The organism is Burkholderia sp. HI4860, from assembly GCF_002223045.2.
Lineage (GTDB): Bacteria > Pseudomonadota > Gammaproteobacteria > Burkholderiales > Burkholderiaceae > Burkholderia.
On sequence record NZ_NKFO02000005.1, the window covers coordinates 894,834 to 911,199 of the forward strand.

A 16,366-nucleotide genomic window follows, 5' to 3' on the forward strand; every position below is an offset into this window, starting at 1 on the left:
AGTCGATTACAACGCGGATGCGCGCGAAGCGATTGATGGAAATCAGGGATTGCCGTATCCGTGCCCCGCTCGGGCCAGGTTCGTCGTCCGGCCGCGGCGGCTTCGGTTTGACGTCAATCAACGCCCGGGCAGGACGGCGGCACGATAGTGGTCGCATGCGCGCAGGCGATGTCGCGATTCCGCCGTCCGCGCAGGCCGCGTACATCGGGTACGCATCGCACGACGAGATCGCGACGCTTTCGGGACACCCCATCATGACGCTGATCGCCAACCTGGACGGCGCGCGGACCGGCTACCGGCTGTGCTTCGTCCGCGCACCCTGGGCGTGGTTCACCTGCCTGCCGCTCGATCTGCAATGCGGCCAGAGCTGGGCCGACGTGCCCTACCAGGACATCGCACAACCGCCTTACAGCGATTCGCGCGCGCAACTGCTGCGCGTGGCGTTCGACGCGCCGCGCCTGCTGTCGCCCGAAGCCGGCCGGCATGGGCGGGACTGGAGCGTCGAGCAGATCAATGGCGGCGCGGTGCCGTGGCTGCGCAGCGAGGAATTTATCGACGCGATGAAGCTGGCCGTGCCGGCCGGGGCCACGCTCGCCGAATTCGTCGAGACGGTCGAGGCTGCCGGCGGCACCGTCTACGGCCCGCTCGGGTGGGCCGAGCTGCCGCCGTGGCAGCGGCCCGACGTTGGGGCGCACACGCAAACGGGCTGACGCTGGTTGCCCGCACCGCCGCGTGTCAGCCCGCGTCGCTCCGACCGCCGAGTGCGACGATCGTCAGCAGCACGGGAACGCGAGGCCGGCGGTCAGCGCGGGGAGCGTCGCGCTGTCGTTCATGTTCGGCTTGAACGCGAGGCGGAGGATGCCGTTCATGAAGGGCGATGCCGCGGTGGCCGCAGGTGTTACGGGCGGTCGCCCGGGGCGAGATTCAGCAGGACGACGAACGAGAGGATGCTCAGGATCAGCGTGACGATCGCGTACCTGAATACCCGTTCGTCGAACAGCATCCCGTGGATGATGCCGGCCAGCGATGCGAGCGCGATGAACACGCTCAGCGTCGCGAGCGCGATGCGGTATTGCCTGCGGTTCATGATGGTCTCCTGGCGCGTGGCTGCCGTACGGTTGCGAAACGCGCGGGTCGTCGCGGGTTTCGCCGCGTCTGGCGTCATGATCGCGTCGCGCGTCGCCGCACGGTTGATCTGCATCAACGGACGCATCCGGCATTCGCGCACCTGGCGGCCACGGCCGCCGGCACGTCGTTGGTTGATCCTCGTCAAGCCACAGCCGCCACCGTGCGCGATGCTGAAGCCGGTGCAGCCCCATCGCCGATCGCGAATGTCGCGACCGGTCCGGGGCGACGGGAGACCGACATGAAGTCCGATGCAGCACTCAAGCAGGACGTCGAGCAGGCGCTGTTCTGGAATCCGGCGATCGACGCGCGACGGATCGACGTCGACGTGCGCGATCGGATCGTGACGTTGCGCGGCACGGTCGACAGCTGGGGCCAGAAACTCGAGGCGCAGAAAACGGCGCTGCATGTCGAGGATGCGCGCGCGCTCGTGCTCGAACTGAACGTCACGCCGCCGGAGAATGCGTGCGCGGATCAGGAACTGGCGATCGCGATCACGTTCGCGCTCGGCTGGCAGGAGGCGCTGCGCAATCACAGGATTCGCGTCGAGGTCGATCACGGTTGCGTGACGCTCGACGGCGAAGTCGATCATGCCTACCAGAGTCGGGCGGCGGAAAAGATGGTCGGCCGGATGATCGGCGTCGTCGGCGTCGCGAATCGCATCCGCGTGCGCGCCGACCACACGGTGCCGGACGTCGGCACCCGGATTGCCGAAGCGCTCGCGCGTCGCGCACAACGTGAATCCGCCGGGATCTCGATTGCCGCCGACGACGGCGTCATCACGCTGACGGGCAAGGTCGCGTCGCTCGCCGAAAGGCGCGCCGCGTGCGGTGCGGCCGCGTCGGTCAGGGGCGTGCGCGAGGTCGTCGACCGGTTGACCGTTGCATGACGATGCACGAGCGGGCCCGCGCCCGCCGTGTCGGCCTGATGCCATGAAAAAAACATTCGATTACTCCGCACTGCTGATCCCGTTCGCGTTTGCCGTGCTGGTGGCGTATCAGCTGCTGATGGCCCAGCCGGCCACGACGTCGATCTCGTACAGCGATTTTCACCGCCTGGTCGACGCGCGGCTCGTCGACGATCTGGACATCGGCCCGTCGTCGATTTCGGGCGTGCTGCGCATGCCGCAGGCCGGTGCGAACCTGCCGGCGTCCGACGCGGCCGCCGTGAAGAAAGCGGGCCCGCCGTGGCGCTTCACGACGAACCGGGTTTCCGACGACCGTCTCGTCACCGACCTCACGGCCGCCGGCATCCGCTATCGCGGCGCGCCGGATTCGGGCTGGCTCGAGACGCTTGCCGGATGGCTCTTGCCGGTGATCGTCCTCGTGACGTTCTGGAGTTTCATGATGCGCCGGCCGGGCGGGGTCCGTGACCTGAGCGGCATGGGCAAAAGCCAGGCGCGCGTGTACGTGCAGCAGGAAACCGGCATCACGTTCGACGACATCGCCGGCATCGACGAGGCGAAGGCCGAGCTGCAGCAGATCGTCGCGTTCCTGCGCAACCCCGAACGCTACCAGCGGCTCGGCGGCAAGATCCCGAAGGGCGTGCTGATCGTCGGCGCGCCGGGCACCGGCAAGACGCTGCTCGCGCGCGCGGTGGCCGGCGAGGCGGCCGTGCCGTTCTTCACGATCAGCGGCTCGGCGTTCGTCGAGATGTTCGTCGGCGTCGGCGCGGCGCGCGTGCGCGACCTGTTCGAGCAGGCAAAGCAGAAGGCGCCGTGCATCGTGTTCATCGACGAACTCGATGCGCTCGGCAAGGCGCGCGGCGTCGGCCTGATGTCCGGCAACGACGAGCGCGAGCAGACGCTGAACCAGCTGCTCGTCGAGATGGACGGCTTCCAGGCCAATTCCGGCGTGATCATCATGGCCGCGACGAACCGGCCCGAGATCCTCGATCCGGCGCTGCTGCGGCCCGGGCGCTTCGACCGCCACATCGCGATCGACCGGCCCGACCTGAATGGCCGCAAGCAGATCCTGGCCGTGCACACGAAGCGCGTGAAGCTGGCCCCGGAAGTCGACCTCGCCGAGCTGGCGCAGCGCACGCCGGGCTTCGTCGGCGCGGATCTCGCGAACGTCGTCAACGAGGCCGCGCTGCATGCGGCCGAACTCGGCAAGCAAGCGATCGGCATGGCCGACTTCGACGAAGCGATCGACCGCGCGATGACGGGCATGGAGCGCAAGAGCCGCGTGATGAACGACGAAGAAAAGCGGACCATCGCGTACCACGAAGCCGGGCACGCGCTCGTCGCGCAAAGCCGCGGGCATTGCGATCCGGTGAAGAAGGTGTCGATCATCCCGCGCGGCATCGCGGCGCTCGGCTACACGCAGCAGGTGCCGACCGAGGATCGCTACGTGCTGCGCCGGAGCGAGCTGCTCGACCGGCTCGACGTGCTGCTCGGCGGCCGCGTCGCCGAGGAGATCGCGTTCGGCGACGTGTCGACCGGCGCGCAGAACGATCTGGAACGAGCGACCGCGCTGGCGCGCCACATGGTCATGCAGTACGGGATGAGCGCGAAGCTCGGGCTCGCGACGCTCGACGATGCGACACCGCAGGGCGGTTCGCCCGGCGTGTGGACGCCGGGCGACGGCCGGTGCAGCGAACACACCGCGCAGTTGATCGACGAGGAAGTGCGCGCGCTGCTCGAAGACGCGCACGTGCGGGTCGCGGCGACGCTCGGCGAGCATCGTGACGCGCTCGAACGGATCGCGCGGTGCCTGCTGCAGCACGAGTCGATCGATCACGACACGCTGGTGGCGCTCATGACGCCGCCGGATGATCGCTGCGCGGCGCCCGAGCCGGCGCGCGCCGATGCGGAGCCGGTAGCGGCGACGGACACGTCGGCCTGATTTACCACCGGCTACTGTCTACCGGCGAACGTCGTGTCGCGAAGTGGCAAAATTGGCCAATTAATGCCTTTTTGTGGTTTTTCATCCGAATGTCATCCCGCGTCGCGATAGTGCGGAATCGTGCGCCGATCCTGGTAACGAACGACGTGAGCCGGCCGGTTCGCGTCGCACATGGAAATACGTCCAGGGGACGCGGCAAGCAGCAACCGATACGCTCGCCCTGAAAGGGCGGCGCATGTCATCTCGACACAAGGAACGTGCAATCGTGAACGCCATCGCAGCGGCAGACGCTTATGACGTGATCATCGTCGGCGCCGGCATCGTCGGCCTCGCCCATGCTTATACGGCGGCGCTCAAGGGGCTGCGCGTCTGCGTGATCGAACGCGATGCCGCATGCGTGGGCGCGTCGATCCGCAATTTCGGCTTCGTCACCGTCACCGGGCAGCACGCCGAACATAGCTGGCGGCGTGCGCGGGCGAGCCGCGAGGTCTGGGCGGACGTCGCGCCGCAAGCCGGCATCGACGTGCTTCACCGGGGCCTCCACCTGATTGCGCGTCGCCCCGAGGCGATGCAACTGATCGATGCGTTCATGCAGACCGGCATGGCCGACGGCTGCCGGGTCATGATGCCCGGCGAGGCAAAGGCCGTCGCGCCGGAACTGCGGCTGGACGGTGCGCAAGGCGTGCTGCACAGCCCGCATGAACTGCGCATCGAGCCGCGTACCGCGATCGCGTTGCTGGCGTCCTGGCTGGCGGAACGCTTCGATGTGCGATTTCGTTACGGCGAGCTGGTGCACGAGGTGCGCACGCCGACCGTGCGTACGTCGCGCGGCGTGTTGCACGCGGAGCGCGTGATCGTCTGCGGCAATGCGGACAGCCGTCACTTGTACGGCGACTGGTTCGCGCGGCACGCGGTGCGGCTGTGCCAGTTGCAGATGCTGCGCGTGCGGCCGCGCCGCCCGCTGGCGCTGCGCGCCGCGGTGATGAGCGACCTGAGCTTGCTGCGTTACGCGGGTTTCGCGGCGCTGCCCGCCGCCGACGCATTGCGCACGCGCCTGACGGCGGAGGAACCGGTGTGCCTCGGTTACGGCATCCACCTGATCGCGGTGCAGAGCGCGGACGGCAGCCTCGTGGTGGGCGATTCGCATGAATACGGCGCCGCACCGCTGCCGTTCGCGACGCAGGAGATCGATGCGCAGATCCTGCGCCTGTTGCACGAGACGCTGGATGTGCCGGAGCTCGACATCGTCGAACGCTGGACCGGCAGTTATCCGTCGGCAGCCGATGCCGATTGCGTAATTGAAGCGCCGGATGACGCCACGCGCGTCGTCGTCGTGACGAGCGGTGCGGGGATGAGCACGGGCTTCGGGATCGCGCAGGACGTGTTTGCGGCGTGGTGAGGGCGGGGCATGCACGTCATGTAGTCGCCGGGTTCGCGGGAGGCGCACGAGCGATACGCCTGCCGGCACGACCGCGGGATTCGATTGGCGGTTTTAGCGTGTTTAGCGAAACAGTCGAATCATGAATTTGTCTAGTCATCCTGACCGAAAGATCGGATGAAATGCACCATGTTCGTGCCGTGGATCACCACCGCGACGCACGTCGGAGCCCCGGAATTAGGGGATTTCCCGCGTTTCCCCGGTTTTTTTTGATCAACGCTTGTCGCTCCATTTTTCTTCTTGCATGCTTGTATAGACAAATTCCTGAGGCCGCTTGCATGACCGAAGGGATGACGATCTTCAACACAAGGAGAAATCTCGTGAACGGCAAGCGCATCAAGTGGGCAGTCAGGACGATCGGCATCATCGCGGCGGCAGCGGTCACGCTTTCCGCGCCGGTGCAGGCGAAGGAATGGAAGACGGTGACGGTGGCGCTCGAGGGCGGCTACGCGCCGTGGAACCTCACGCTGCCGGGCGGCAAGCTCGGCGGCTTCGAGCCCGAACTGCTCGCTAACGTGTGCGAGCGGATCAAGGTGCAGTGCAACATGGTCGCGCAGGACTGGGACGGGATGATTCCTGGGCTTCAGGCCGGCAAGTTCGATGTCCTGATGGATGCGATCTCGATCACGCCTGATCGCGAGAAGATCCTGCTGTTCTCGCGCCCTTATGCGGCCACGCCCGCGACCTTCGCCGTCACCGATACGAAGATCCTGCCGAAGGCGGCGCCGGGTGCGCCGATCGTCAAGCTGTCGGGCGACGCGAATGCCGACAAATCGACCGTCGACGCGCTGCGCAAGCAGCTGAAGGGCAAGACGATCGGCATCCAGTCGGGCACCGTCTACACGAAGTTCATCAACGACAGCTTCAAGGACATCGCGTCGATCCGCGTGTACAAGACCTCGCCCGAGCGCGATCTCGACCTCGTCGCCGGCCGCATCGACGCATCGTTCGACGACGTCACGTACTACGCGGCGAACAACACGAAGAAGGACACCGCATCGATCGTGCTCGCGGGCCCGAAGCTCGGCGGCCCGATCTGGGGGCCGGGTGAAGGGCTCGCGTTCCGCAAGCAGGATGCCGACCTGAAGACGAAGTTCGATACGGCGATCGGCGCCGCGCTCGCGGACGGCACCGTGAAGAAGCTCGCCGACAAGTGGTTCAAGACCGACGTCACGCCGTAAGCACACGTCCGGCCGCCGCCGCGCAAGCGACATGAGCCGCGCGCGGCGGCGCGCATCCTGCCGATCCTATCAACGCATGCCGGGAGGCACGCATGGCGATCCTTGAAATGCTGGGCTTCGGAACCGAAGGCTGGGGCGGCGTGCTGCTGCTCGCCGCGCTGATGACGGTGGCGCTGACGCTTGCCGCGCTCGCGGTCGGCGCCGTGATCGGCGCGGGCATCGCGGCCGCGAAGCTGTCGCGCTATCGCAGCGCCCGCCTGCTCGGCGACCTGTACACGACGGTGTTTCGCGGCGTGCCCGAACTGCTCGTCATCTACCTGTTCTATTTCGGCGGCTCGACGCTCGTCACGGCCGTGGGCCAGTGGTTCGGCGCGGAAGGCTTCATCGGCGTGCCGCCGATCGTGATCGGCGCGCTCGCGGTGGGGATGATTTCCGGTGCGTACCAGGCCGAGGTGTATCGCGCGGCCGTGCTCGCGGTGTCGAAGGGCGAGCTCGAGGCGGCGCGCTCGATCGGCATGCCACGCAGCATGGTGCTGCGGCGCATCCTGATTCCGCAGGTCCTGCGCTTCGCGTTGCCCGGCATCGGCAACGTGTGGCAGCTGAGCCTGAAGGATTCGGCGCTGATCTCGGTCACCGGGCTTGCCGAGCTGCTGCGCACGAGCCAGATCGCGGCGAATTCGACCCATCAGTATTTCGTGTTCTTCGTCGCGGGCGGTGCGCTCTACCTGGTCATGACGGGGCTGTCGAACCGCGTGTTCAACCGGGCCGAGGCGATCGTCGGCCGATCGTTCCGCCGCAACTTCGCACGCAACTGACGGAGCGCCCATGTCACTCGATTTCGATTTCCTGTTCGACACGCTGCGCCAGCTGCTCGCGGCGGTACCGACCACGCTCGGGCTGTTCTTCGCGTCGCTCGTGCTCGGCGGCCTGCTGTCGCTCGTGATCGTCACGATGCGCGTGTCGCCGCGCTGGCTGCCGAACCGCTTCGCGCGTGCCTACATCCTGGTGTTTCGCGGCTCACCGCTGCTGATCCAGATGTTTCTCGTGTACTACGGGCTCGGCCAGTTCGGCGTGATCCGCGAGAGCTTCATGTGGCCGCTGCTGCGCGAGCCGTATGTGTGCGCGGTGCTGTCGCTCGCGCTGTGTACGGCCGGCTACACCGCCGAGATCCTGCGCGGCGGGCTGATGGCCGTGCCGGTCGGGCAGATCGAGGCCGGCTATTCGATCGGCCTGTCGGGTTTCGCGCTGCTGCGCCGGGTGATCGGCCCGATCGCGCTGCGTCAGTGCCTGCCCGCGTATTCGACCGAAGCCGTGCTGCTGGTGAAGTCCACCGCGCTCGCCAGCCTCGTAACCGTGTGGGAGGTGACGGGCGTCGCGCAGCAGATCATCCAGCAAACCTACCGGACGACCGAGGTGTTCGTGTGTGCGGCCCTCATCTACCTGGGCCTGAACTTCATCGTCGTCCGCCTGCTCGGCGCGCTCGAATGGCGGCTGTCGGGCCACCTGCGTGCGCCGAAGCCGTCCGGCGCACCCGCGGCCGACGCACGCAATGCGCGACGTGTCGCATCCTGACCGCGTCCTTCCTTCCAGGAGAAATCGATGAACTCTGCTGCTCCCGTCGCCCTGTCGGTCAGGAACATCCACAAGTCGTTCGGCGATCACCACGTGCTGAAGGGCATTTCGCTCGACGCGCACGAAGGCGACGTCATCTCGATCCTCGGTGCGAGCGGCTCGGGCAAGAGCACCTTCCTGCGCTGCCTGAACCTGCTCGAAACGCCCGACGACGGCTCGGTCGCGCTCGCCGGCGAGGAACTGAAGATGAAACGCGCGCGCGACGGCAAGCTGCATCCCGGTGACCGGCGTCAGGTCGACCGCATCCGCTCGCAGCTCGGGATGGTGTTCCAGAACTTCAACCTGTGGTCGCACATGACCGTGCTCGACAATCTCGTCGAAGGGCCGCTGCGCGTGCAGAAGCGCAGTCGCGCGGAGGCGGTCGAGGAGGCCGAGGCGCTGCTCGCGCGCGTCGGCCTCGCGGACAAGCGCGGCTACTATCCGGCCCATCTGTCGGGCGGCCAGCAGCAGCGGGTCGCGATCGCACGGGCGCTCGCGATGCATCCGAAGGTGATGCTGTTCGACGAACCGACTTCCGCGCTCGATCCGGAACTGGTCGGCGAGGTGCTGCGCGTGATGCGCTCGCTCGCGGAGGAAGGGCGCACGATGCTGGTCGTCACGCACGAAATGGGCTTCGCGCGGCATGTGTCGAACCGCGTGATGTTCCTGCATCAGGGCGAGGTCGACGCGGACGGCACGCCGGGCGAACTGTTCGGCGGCCAGTGCTCCGAACGCTTCCGCCAGTTCGTGTCGAGCCATCATGACCGTGCCGCGAACTGAGGCCGCCATGACCGTATTCCGTTCGGCCCGGCCGCTCGACTGGCGGCAGATCGCGGCGGTGGCGGCCGGCGCGCCGCTCGCATTGACCGACGACGCGCGCGGGCGAGTCGTCGCGGCGCGCGAACTCGTCGACGCAATCGTCGCGCGCGGCATTCGTGCGTACGGCGTCAACACGGGCGTCGGTGCGCTGTGCGACGTGATCGTGTCGCCCGAGCAGCAGGGCACGCTGTCGCGCAACATCCTGATGAGCCACGCGGTCGGCGTGGGCGCGCCGCTCGGTGCGGCGGAAACGCGCGCGATCATCGCGGCCGCGATCAACAACTACGCGCACGGGCATTCCGGCGTGCGCGCCGACATCGTCGACCAGCTGGTCGCCTTGCTCGAACACGATTGCCTGCCGGAAGTGCCGGCGCACGGGTCGGTCGGCTACCTGACCCACATGGCACACGTCGCGCTCGTCTGTATCGGCCACGGCCATGCACGTCATCGCGGCGAACGCGTGCGTGGCGACGAAGCGTTGCGCCGCATCGGCCGCGAGCCGCTGGCGCTCGGTGCGAAGGAGGGGCTGAGTCTCGTCAACGGCACGCCGTGCGTGACGGGGCTCGCCGCGCTCGCGCTCGCCCGCGCGGAGCGGCTGCTCGACTGGGCCGACTGGATCGCGGCGACGAGCTTCGAGAATCTCGGCGGCCAGCTCGCCGCGTTCGATCCGGCCTCGCTGGCGCTGCGCATTTCGCCCGGCATCGGGCACGTCGGCGCGCGCCTGCGCGCGATGCTCGCCGACAGCGCGATGCTCGCCGCGGCGAACGGGCGGCATACGCAGGACCCGCTCAGCCTGCGCACGATTCCGCACGTGCACGGCGCGGCGCGCGACGTGCTGGCGGTCACGGCGGAAGTCGTCGACCGCGAGCTCGCGTCCGTGACCGACAATCCGATCGTCGCGGGCACGCGCGACGCGCCGACCGTCCATTCGCAGGCGCATGCGGTCGGCGCGGGCATCGCGCTCGCGATGGACAGCCTCGCGGCCGCGATGGCGCAGGTCGCGGCGATTGCCGAGCGGCGGCTCGACCGGCTCGTCAATCCGCTCGTGAGCGGGCTGCCGGCCTTTCTCGCGGCGCCGGGCGGCACGTGTTCCGGGTTCATGATCGCGCAGTACACGGCGGTCGCGCTGGTGGCGCAGAACCAGCGGCTTGCCGCGCCCGCGAGCCTCGACGGCGGCATTACGTCGGGCCTGCAGGAAGATCATCTGTGCCATGCGACGCCGGCCGCGCTGAAGGCGCTCGACATCATCGAGAACACCACGCGTGTGCTCGCGATCGAGTTGCTGGCCGCCGCGCAGGCGTACGACTTGCAGGAAAACGAAGCATCGCGGGCGGCGCCGACCGACGCGCTACGGCGTTACGTGCGCGAACGCGTGCCGGCGTATCACGACGACCGGCCGCTCGCGGACGACATCGCGAGCGCGGCGGCCATCGTCGCGGGCGTGCCGCCGTCGCTGGGGTGACGCAGCGGCGGGGCGACGCTCGGCAGGTCATCCCATCTTCATTCGATCGAGGGCGCATGAACGAAGCGGAACGATACACGGCGGCCCGGCCGGGGGCCGTACCGGGCGACGACGTGCCGGCGCGCGCGCTGCCGGCCTACCAGCAGATCAAGCGCTACGTGGTCGAGCGGATCGCGAACGGCGACTGGAAGCCCGGGGGCGCGATTCCGACCGAAGCCGAACTGGTCAAGGAGTTCGGCGTGGCGCGGATGACGGTGTCGCGTGCGCTGCGCGAGCTGACCGCCGAGCGTGTGCTGACCCGCATCCAGGGGGCGGGCACCTTCGTCGAGCGCCGTCATTACGAATCGACGGTGCTCGAGATCCGCAACATCGCGGACGAGATCGCCGAGCGCGGCCATCGGCACAGTGCGCGCGTGATGACGCTGGAAAGCAGTGAGGATCCCGAAGCGGTCGAAGCGCTCGGGCTGCGCACGGGGCCGGTGTTTCATTCGCGCATCGTGCATTGCGAGGAGGGCGAGCCGATCCAGTTCGAGGATCGCTACGTCAATCCGGCGCTGTTTCCCGCGTATCTCGAGCAGGATTTCACGGTCGAGACGCCGAACCACTACATGGTGCGGCTCGCACCGATCCAGCGCGCGGAATTCCGCATCTACGCGCAGAAGCCCGATGCGCAGGTGCGCCGGCACCTCGTGATGGAAATCGGCGAACCGTGCCTGCTGCTGCGGCGGCGCACGTGGGTCGGCGGGCAAGTCGCGACGTCGGTGCAGCTGTGGCATCCGGCGTCACGGTTTCATCTGGCGGGGCGGGTGTAGGCAGCGGGCGGGCCGCTGCCGCCGTTCGACGTCGTTGCCCGAAGGCGATCGTCGGGGCGGGTCGGGCAGCCGGCTGCCCGATGCGCCCGGCCCGTGCGGCCGGCATTCAGGCCGCTTGCGCGTGCCGGTTGACTGGGTACGCGAGCCCGAGATGCTCGCGCAGTGTCGCGCCTTCGTAATCGCGCCGGTAGACGCCACGTTCCTGCAGGATCGGCACGACCTTCGTCGCGAACTCGGTGAACGCCGTCGGCGTGCCGCCGCGCACGATGAAGCCATCGGTGGCGCGCGCATCGACCCACGCCTGCAACCCGTCCGCCACCTGCTCGGGCGTGCCGGCGAACGCGGGGCGCGGCGTGGCCGCCTCGAGCGCGACCTCGCGCAGCGTCAGGCCGCGCTCGGCCGCGTCGCGCTTGATCGTGTCGGTGGTGCTGCGGAACTGGTTGCCGCCGAGTTCGCCGAGATCCGGGAACGGCGCGTCGAGCGCGTATTGCGTGAAGTCGTGGTGATCGAAGTAGCGGCCGAGATAGTCGAGCGCGTTGTCGATCGTCACGAGCCGCGCCGTGTCCTGATACTGCGCCTCCGCGTCGGCGGCCGATGCCGCGACGATCACGCTCGTGCCCTGGAACACCTTCAGGCTGTCGGGTGCCCGGCCGCGCGCCGCGAGCCGCTTCTGCACGTCCGCATAGAACGCCTGCGCGAGCGGGATCGTCTCCTGGCGCGTGTAGATGGCATCGGCATGCTCGACCGCGACCCCCTTGCCGTCCTCGGACGCGCCGGCCTGGAACAGGATCGGGCGCCCCTGTCGCGAGCGGCCGATGTTCAGCGGCCCGGCGACCGAGAAGAATTCGCCGGCGTGATTCAGCGTGTGCAGCTTGTCCGGATCGAAGAACACGCCGCTCGCCTTGTCGCGCACGAACGCGTCGTCTTCCCACGAGTCCCACAGCCCTTTCGTCACGGTCAGGAATTCCGATGCGATCCGGTAGCGCAGCGCATGCTCCGGATGTTTGTCGCGCGAGAAATTCTTCGCCGAGCCTTCGAGCGGCGACGTGACGACGTTCCAGCCGGCCCGGCCGTCGCTCAGATGGTCGAGGCTCGAGAACTGCCGCGCGACGGTGAACGGATCGCTGTACGACGTCGACAGCGTGCCGACCAGCCCGATCCGCTCGGTGACGAGCGCGAGCGCCGACAGCAGCGTGAGCGGCTCGAAGCGGTTCAGGAAGTGCGGGATCGATTTCGCGTTGATGTGCAGGCCGTCGGCGACGAACAGCAGGTCGAACTTCGCGGCCTCGGCCTGCCGCGCGAGCTCGCGCACGAAGGCCACGTTGATGCTCGCGTCGGCGACCGCATCCGGATGCCGCCACGCGGACATGTTGCCGGACGCGCCCTGGATGATGGCGCCGAGATGGATCGGGCGGGAGGTAGTGGAAGTCGGTTGGCTCATGACGGGCAGGAACGAGAGAGGGAGGGTGTCATGCGAACGCGGCGCGCGTCGGGCAGCGTGGGCAGCGCGTCGAGCAGCGACGCGGTGTACGGATGCGACGGCGCGGCGAACACCGTGCCGACCGGGCCGCTTTCGACCACGCGGCCGCGCCGCATCACGAGAATCCGGTCGGCGACGTGATGCACGACGCCGAGATCGTGCGAAATGAACAGCATCGCGGTGCCGTGCTCGGCCTGCAGGTCGGCGAGCAGGTCGAGCACCTGCGCCTGGATCGACACGTCGAGCGCGCTGACGGGTTCGTCCGCGACGAGCAGCGCCGGATTCGGCGCGAACGCGCGCGCGATCGCGACGCGCTGCCGCTGGCCGCCGGACAGTTCGCGCGGATAGCGGTCGATGCAGCCGGCGCCGAGCCGCACTTCGTCGAGCAGCTGCAGCACGCGGCGGCGGCGCGCATCGCCGCGCACGCCGATCGCGTCGAGGCTCTCGCCGATGATCTGGCCGACCGAATAGCGCGGGTCGAACGAACTGTACGGGTCCTGTGCGATCAGCTGCAGCCGCGCGCGGCGGGCCCGCCGTGCGGCTTCGGGCACGCCGCTCCACGGTTCGCCGTCGAGCGTGACGGTGCCGTGGTCCGGCTCGATCAGGCCGAGCACGATCCGCGCGATCGTCGATTTCCCGGAACCGGATTCGCCGACGATGCCGAGCGTTTCGCCGCGCGCCAGCGCGAACGACACGCCGTCTACCGCGACCGGCGTGTCGTGGCTGCCGTAGCGCTTCGTCACCGCGTCGACGGCAAGCACTTTCTCGCGGGCGTCGATCCGCTTGGGCGGCAGCGGGATGCGCGGGGCCGCGGCTGCGGTGTCGGCGTCGACATCGACCTGCGGATCCGCCGCGAGCCGGAACCCGCGCGACGCGGGCGTCGGAATCGCGGCGAGCAACTGGCGCGTGTACGGATGCGCGGGTGCGGTCAGCACGTCGCGCGCCGGCCCCTGCTCGACGACCTGGCCGGCCCGCATCACGAGCACGCGATCGGCGAGTTCGGCGACGACCGCGAGATCGTGGCTGATCAGCAGCAGCGCATCGCCGGCCTCGCGGCGCGCGCGCAGCAGCGACAGGATCTGCCGCTGCACGGTCATGTCGAGTGCCGTGGTCGGCTCGTCGGCGATCAGCAGCGAAGCACCGCCGGCGAGCGCGGTGCCGATCAGCACGCGCTGCCGCAAGCCGCCCGACAGCTGGTGCGGATACTGCGGCAAGCGCCGTTCGGGCTCGTCGATGCCGACCGAACGCAGCAGGTCGGCGCTGCGCGCGTGAACGTCGCGCCGCCGCGTATCGTGCAGCGCCTCGGCGACGAGATCGCGCACGCGCCACAGCGGATCGAGCGACACGAGCGCGTCCTGCAGCACGTAGCCGATCCGGCGGCCGCGAATGGCGCGCCAGTCGCGTTCGCGATGGCGCCGCGCATCGGTGCCGGCGATCTCGAGGCGTTCGGCGTCCACCACGGCGTGCGGGCCGTTCAGCCCGACGAGGCTGCGTGCGGTGACCGACTTGCCGGAACCCGACTCGCCGACGAGCGCGACGCATTCGCCGGCATGGACGGCCAGGTCGAGCGGCCCGACGACGGGGCGTGTGCCGCGCGGGCCGCGGAACCCGATCGTCAGGCGTTCGACGTGGACGAACGGCGCGGCGTGCGGTGCCGGTGCGAAGGTCGTCATGTCGTCTCCCGGCGTTCGAAGCGTGCCTGCCAGTAGCCGCCGAGCGCGTTCACGGCGACGACGGCCGCGGTGATCGCGAGGCCGGGCCAGACCGCGATCCACCACGCGTTGTACAGGTAGTTGCGGCCCTCGGCGAGCATCAGCCCCCACTCGGCGGCGGGCGGCTGCGGCCCCATGCCGAGGAAGCTCAGCCCCGACGCGCCGATGATCGCGGTGCCGAGCCCGACCGTCGCGAGCACCGGCACCTGCGCGATCGCGTGCGGCAGCACGTGGCGCCACACCAGCACCGCCGGCGCGAGGCCGAACGTGCGTGCCTGCTCGACGTAGCCGGAGCCGGCGACGACGAAGGTCTGCGCACGCACCACGCGCGCGAAACGCGGCACTGACGCGACGCCGAGCGCGAACACGAGGTTCGTGGCGCCCGGGCCAGTAAACGAGATCAGCATCAGCGCGAGCAGCAGGTCGGGGAACGCGGACACCACGTCGAGAAAGCGCGAGATCAGTTCGTCGAGCCAGCCGCGCGCGAGGCCCGCGAACAGCCCGAGCGCGGTGCCGAACAGCGTCGCGACCGCGATCGACGCGGCGCTGATCGACAGCGAGTAGCGGGCGCCGTAGACGACCCGCGAGAAGATGTCGCGGCCGAGCTGGTCGGTGCCGAGCCAGTGTTCGGTGCTGCTGCCGAGTTGCGCGGCCAGCGGATCGGCGGCCAGCGGGTCGTAGCGCGTGAGCCAGCCGGGGGCGATCACCGCCACTGCGTTCAGCAGCAGGTAGACGGCCGCGAGCGCGAGGCCCGGATGGCGGCGCAGCCAGCCGGCCGCGCCGAGCGGCGCGCGCGGGCGCCACGACAGGTCGAGGGGCGTGGACATCGGTGTCTCCGGTTCAATGCCGCGCGCGGCGATCGCGCAGGCGAGGGTCGATCAGCAGGTAGAGCAGGTCGACGGCCGTGCTGAGCGCGACATAGATCGCCGCCGACAGGATCGCGATCGCGAGGATCACCGGCATGTCCTTCGACAGCACCGCGTCGACGGTGATCTTGCCGAGGCCGGGCCGGCCGAACACCTGCTCGGTGATCACCGCGCCGCTCAGCAGGCCGCCGACGAGCCAGCCGGCGAGCGTGACGGCCGGCAGCGCCGCGTGGCGCAGCGCGTGCCGCACGCGCAGCGCGAGCCCGCCGATGCCCCACGAGCGCACCGTCAGCGCATACGGCTCGTCGAGCGCGCGCTCGATGCCCTGGCGCAGCACGCGGCCGATCACCGCGCCCTGCGCGAGCCCGAGCGACAGCGCCGGCAGCACGAGCGACGCGAAGCCGCGATCGCCGGCGACCGGGAACAGCTTCAGCGTGAAGCTGAACACGAACAGCAGCATGATCCCGAGCCAGAACGACGGCGTCGACGCGAGCAGCAGCTCGACGCCGGACGCCGCCCGCCCGGCCCAGCGGCGGCCGGCCGTCAGCACCGCGAGGCCGACCGCGAACACGAGCGTCACGACGAGCGCCGCGCCCGTCAGCTTCAGCGTCGGCCACAGCTGGCCGATCACGAGCGGCGCGACGTCGGTGTTCAGGATGTACGAGCGGCCGAAGTCGCCGTGCAGCACCCGCCACAGGTAGTGCAGGTACTGCAGCGGCAGCGGCTCGTCGAGCCCCCATTCCCGGCGGATCGCGGCTTCGATCTGCGGTGTGGTCAGCTGCTCGCCGATCAGGATGCTGACGATGTCGCCGGGCGCGACGTGCACGGCCGCGAACGACAGCGTGATCGCGGCCCACAGCACCAGTACGCCGGTGGCGAGCCGCGTCGCCACCGGCGAGCGCAGCACGCGGCGCCACGCGGCCGGTGACGAGGCGGGCGGCGCGGCGGGCGTGGGCGCCGCGGCGTCTTGAACGGAAACAGGGACGGCGCTCGGATGGTTCATGCTCGGCTTCT

Annotated in this window: 15 protein-coding genes; 10 read left to right on the plus strand and 5 right to left on the minus strand. The window is 69.2% G+C overall.

Annotated elements, in window-relative coordinates:
- Positions 1 to 254: 254 nt before the first annotated feature.
- A complete protein-coding gene (locus CFB34_RS38120; protein WP_089444037.1) occupies positions 255 to 710 on the plus strand; it encodes a hypothetical protein in 456 nt (151 codons plus the stop codon).
- A gap of 188 nt (positions 711 to 898) precedes the next feature.
- Here CFB34_RS38120 and CFB34_RS38125 read toward each other — a convergent pair whose 3' ends face one another.
- On the minus strand, positions 899 to 1,087 hold the full coding sequence (locus CFB34_RS38125; protein ID WP_089444038.1) for a DUF2964 family protein: 189 nt from the start codon (positions 1,085 to 1,087) through the stop codon (positions 899 to 901).
- Positions 1,088 to 1,366: 279 nt separating this feature from the next.
- Between CFB34_RS38125 and CFB34_RS38130 the strand changes: the two genes are divergently transcribed.
- From CFB34_RS38130 to hutC, 9 genes are all read left to right on the plus strand, one after another.
- The gene (locus CFB34_RS38130) at positions 1,367 to 2,014 is read left to right on the plus strand and encodes a BON domain-containing protein (protein WP_089443941.1); all 648 of its coding nucleotides are present in this window, start codon (positions 1,367 to 1,369) and stop codon (positions 2,012 to 2,014) included.
- A 43-nt stretch (positions 2,015 to 2,057) separates the two neighbouring features.
- Positions 2,058 to 3,971 carry an ATP-dependent zinc metalloprotease FtsH gene (gene ftsH, locus CFB34_RS38135; RefSeq protein WP_089443942.1) on the plus strand — a complete coding sequence of 638 codons (1,914 nt, stop codon included), beginning with the start codon at positions 2,058 to 2,060 and terminating at the stop codon, positions 3,969 to 3,971.
- Positions 3,972 to 4,206: 235 nt separating this feature from the next.
- The gene (locus tag CFB34_RS38140; RefSeq protein WP_089443943.1) at positions 4,207 to 5,370 is read left to right on the plus strand and encodes a TIGR03364 family FAD-dependent oxidoreductase; all 1,164 of its coding nucleotides are present in this window, start codon (positions 4,207 to 4,209) and stop codon (positions 5,368 to 5,370) included.
- A 359-nt stretch (positions 5,371 to 5,729) separates the two neighbouring features.
- A complete protein-coding gene (locus tag CFB34_RS38145) occupies positions 5,730 to 6,590 on the plus strand; it encodes a transporter substrate-binding domain-containing protein (protein WP_089443944.1) in 861 nt (286 codons plus the stop codon).
- A gap of 92 nt (positions 6,591 to 6,682) precedes the next feature.
- Entirely contained in the window at positions 6,683 to 7,405 is a 723-nt protein-coding gene (locus CFB34_RS38150) for an ABC transporter permease subunit (protein ID WP_089443945.1), read from the plus strand.
- A 10-nt stretch (positions 7,406 to 7,415) separates the two neighbouring features.
- Positions 7,416 to 8,162, plus strand: coding sequence for an ABC transporter permease subunit (locus tag CFB34_RS38155; protein ID WP_039353366.1), 747 nt, complete (start codon positions 7,416 to 7,418; stop codon positions 8,160 to 8,162).
- A gap of 27 nt (positions 8,163 to 8,189) precedes the next feature.
- Positions 8,190 to 8,981, plus strand: coding sequence for an ATP-binding cassette domain-containing protein (locus CFB34_RS38160; protein ID WP_089443946.1), 792 nt, complete (start codon positions 8,190 to 8,192; stop codon positions 8,979 to 8,981).
- 7 nt (positions 8,982 to 8,988) lie between these two features.
- Positions 8,989 to 10,482, plus strand: a complete 1,494-nt coding sequence (gene hutH, locus CFB34_RS38165) for a histidine ammonia-lyase (RefSeq protein ID WP_089443947.1) — start codon at positions 8,989 to 8,991, stop codon at positions 10,480 to 10,482.
- Between the two features lie 56 nt (positions 10,483 to 10,538).
- On the plus strand, positions 10,539 to 11,294 hold the full coding sequence (gene hutC, locus CFB34_RS38170; RefSeq protein WP_089443948.1) for a histidine utilization repressor: 756 nt from the start codon (positions 10,539 to 10,541) through the stop codon (positions 11,292 to 11,294).
- A gap of 106 nt (positions 11,295 to 11,400) precedes the next feature.
- On the opposite strand, the gene CFB34_RS38175 is transcribed toward hutC, so the two are convergent.
- The 4 genes from CFB34_RS38175 to CFB34_RS38190 are packed head-to-tail and all read right to left on the minus strand — an operon-like array spanning position 11,401 to position 16,355.
- A complete protein-coding gene (locus tag CFB34_RS38175; RefSeq protein ID WP_089443949.1) occupies positions 11,401 to 12,735 on the minus strand; it encodes an LLM class flavin-dependent oxidoreductase in 1,335 nt (444 codons plus the stop codon).
- Entirely contained in the window at positions 12,732 to 14,447 is a 1,716-nt protein-coding gene (locus tag CFB34_RS38180; protein WP_089443950.1) for an ABC transporter ATP-binding protein, read from the minus strand. Before CFB34_RS38180 ends, CFB34_RS38175 begins: the two co-directional genes overlap by 4 nt.
- A complete protein-coding gene (locus tag CFB34_RS38185; protein ID WP_089443951.1) occupies positions 14,444 to 15,313 on the minus strand; it encodes an ABC transporter permease in 870 nt (289 codons plus the stop codon). The genes CFB34_RS38180 and CFB34_RS38185 overlap by 4 nt, the downstream gene beginning before the upstream one ends.
- Positions 15,314 to 15,326: 13 nt before the next feature.
- Positions 15,327 to 16,355, minus strand: coding sequence for an ABC transporter permease (locus tag CFB34_RS38190; protein ID WP_089443952.1), 1,029 nt, complete (start codon positions 16,353 to 16,355; stop codon positions 15,327 to 15,329).
- Positions 16,356 to 16,366: the final 11 nt, after the last annotated feature.

Coding starts and splice junctions, on each gene's coding strand:
- CFB34_RS38190 (WP_089443952.1), bottom strand. CDS start 16,355: ATGAACCATCCGAGCGCCGTCCCTGTTTCCGTTCAAGACGCCGCGGCG.
- CFB34_RS38160 (WP_089443946.1), top strand. CDS start 8,190: ATGAACTCTGCTGCTCCCGTCGCCCTGTCGGTCAGGAACATCCACAAG.
- CFB34_RS38185 (WP_089443951.1), bottom strand. CDS start 15,313: ATGTCCACGCCCCTCGACCTGTCGTGGCGCCCGCGCGCGCCGCTCGGC.
- hutC (WP_089443948.1), top strand. CDS start 10,539: ATGAACGAAGCGGAACGATACACGGCGGCCCGGCCGGGGGCCGTACCG.
- ftsH (WP_089443942.1), top strand. CDS start 2,058: ATGAAAAAAACATTCGATTACTCCGCACTGCTGATCCCGTTCGCGTTT.
- CFB34_RS38130 (WP_089443941.1), top strand. CDS start 1,367: ATGAAGTCCGATGCAGCACTCAAGCAGGACGTCGAGCAGGCGCTGTTC.
- CFB34_RS38140 (WP_089443943.1), top strand. CDS start 4,207: ATGTCATCTCGACACAAGGAACGTGCAATCGTGAACGCCATCGCAGCG.
- CFB34_RS38120 (WP_089444037.1), top strand. CDS start 255: ATGACGCTGATCGCCAACCTGGACGGCGCGCGGACCGGCTACCGGCTG.
- CFB34_RS38175 (WP_089443949.1), bottom strand. CDS start 12,735: ATGAGCCAACCGACTTCCACTACCTCCCGCCCGATCCATCTCGGCGCC.
- CFB34_RS38180 (WP_089443950.1), bottom strand. CDS start 14,447: ATGACGACCTTCGCACCGGCACCGCACGCCGCGCCGTTCGTCCACGTC.
- CFB34_RS38150 (WP_089443945.1), top strand. CDS start 6,683: ATGGCGATCCTTGAAATGCTGGGCTTCGGAACCGAAGGCTGGGGCGGC.
- hutH (WP_089443947.1), top strand. CDS start 8,989: ATGACCGTATTCCGTTCGGCCCGGCCGCTCGACTGGCGGCAGATCGCG.
- CFB34_RS38125 (WP_089444038.1), bottom strand. CDS start 1,087: ATGAACCGCAGGCAATACCGCATCGCGCTCGCGACGCTGAGCGTGTTC.
- CFB34_RS38155 (WP_039353366.1), top strand. CDS start 7,416: ATGTCACTCGATTTCGATTTCCTGTTCGACACGCTGCGCCAGCTGCTC.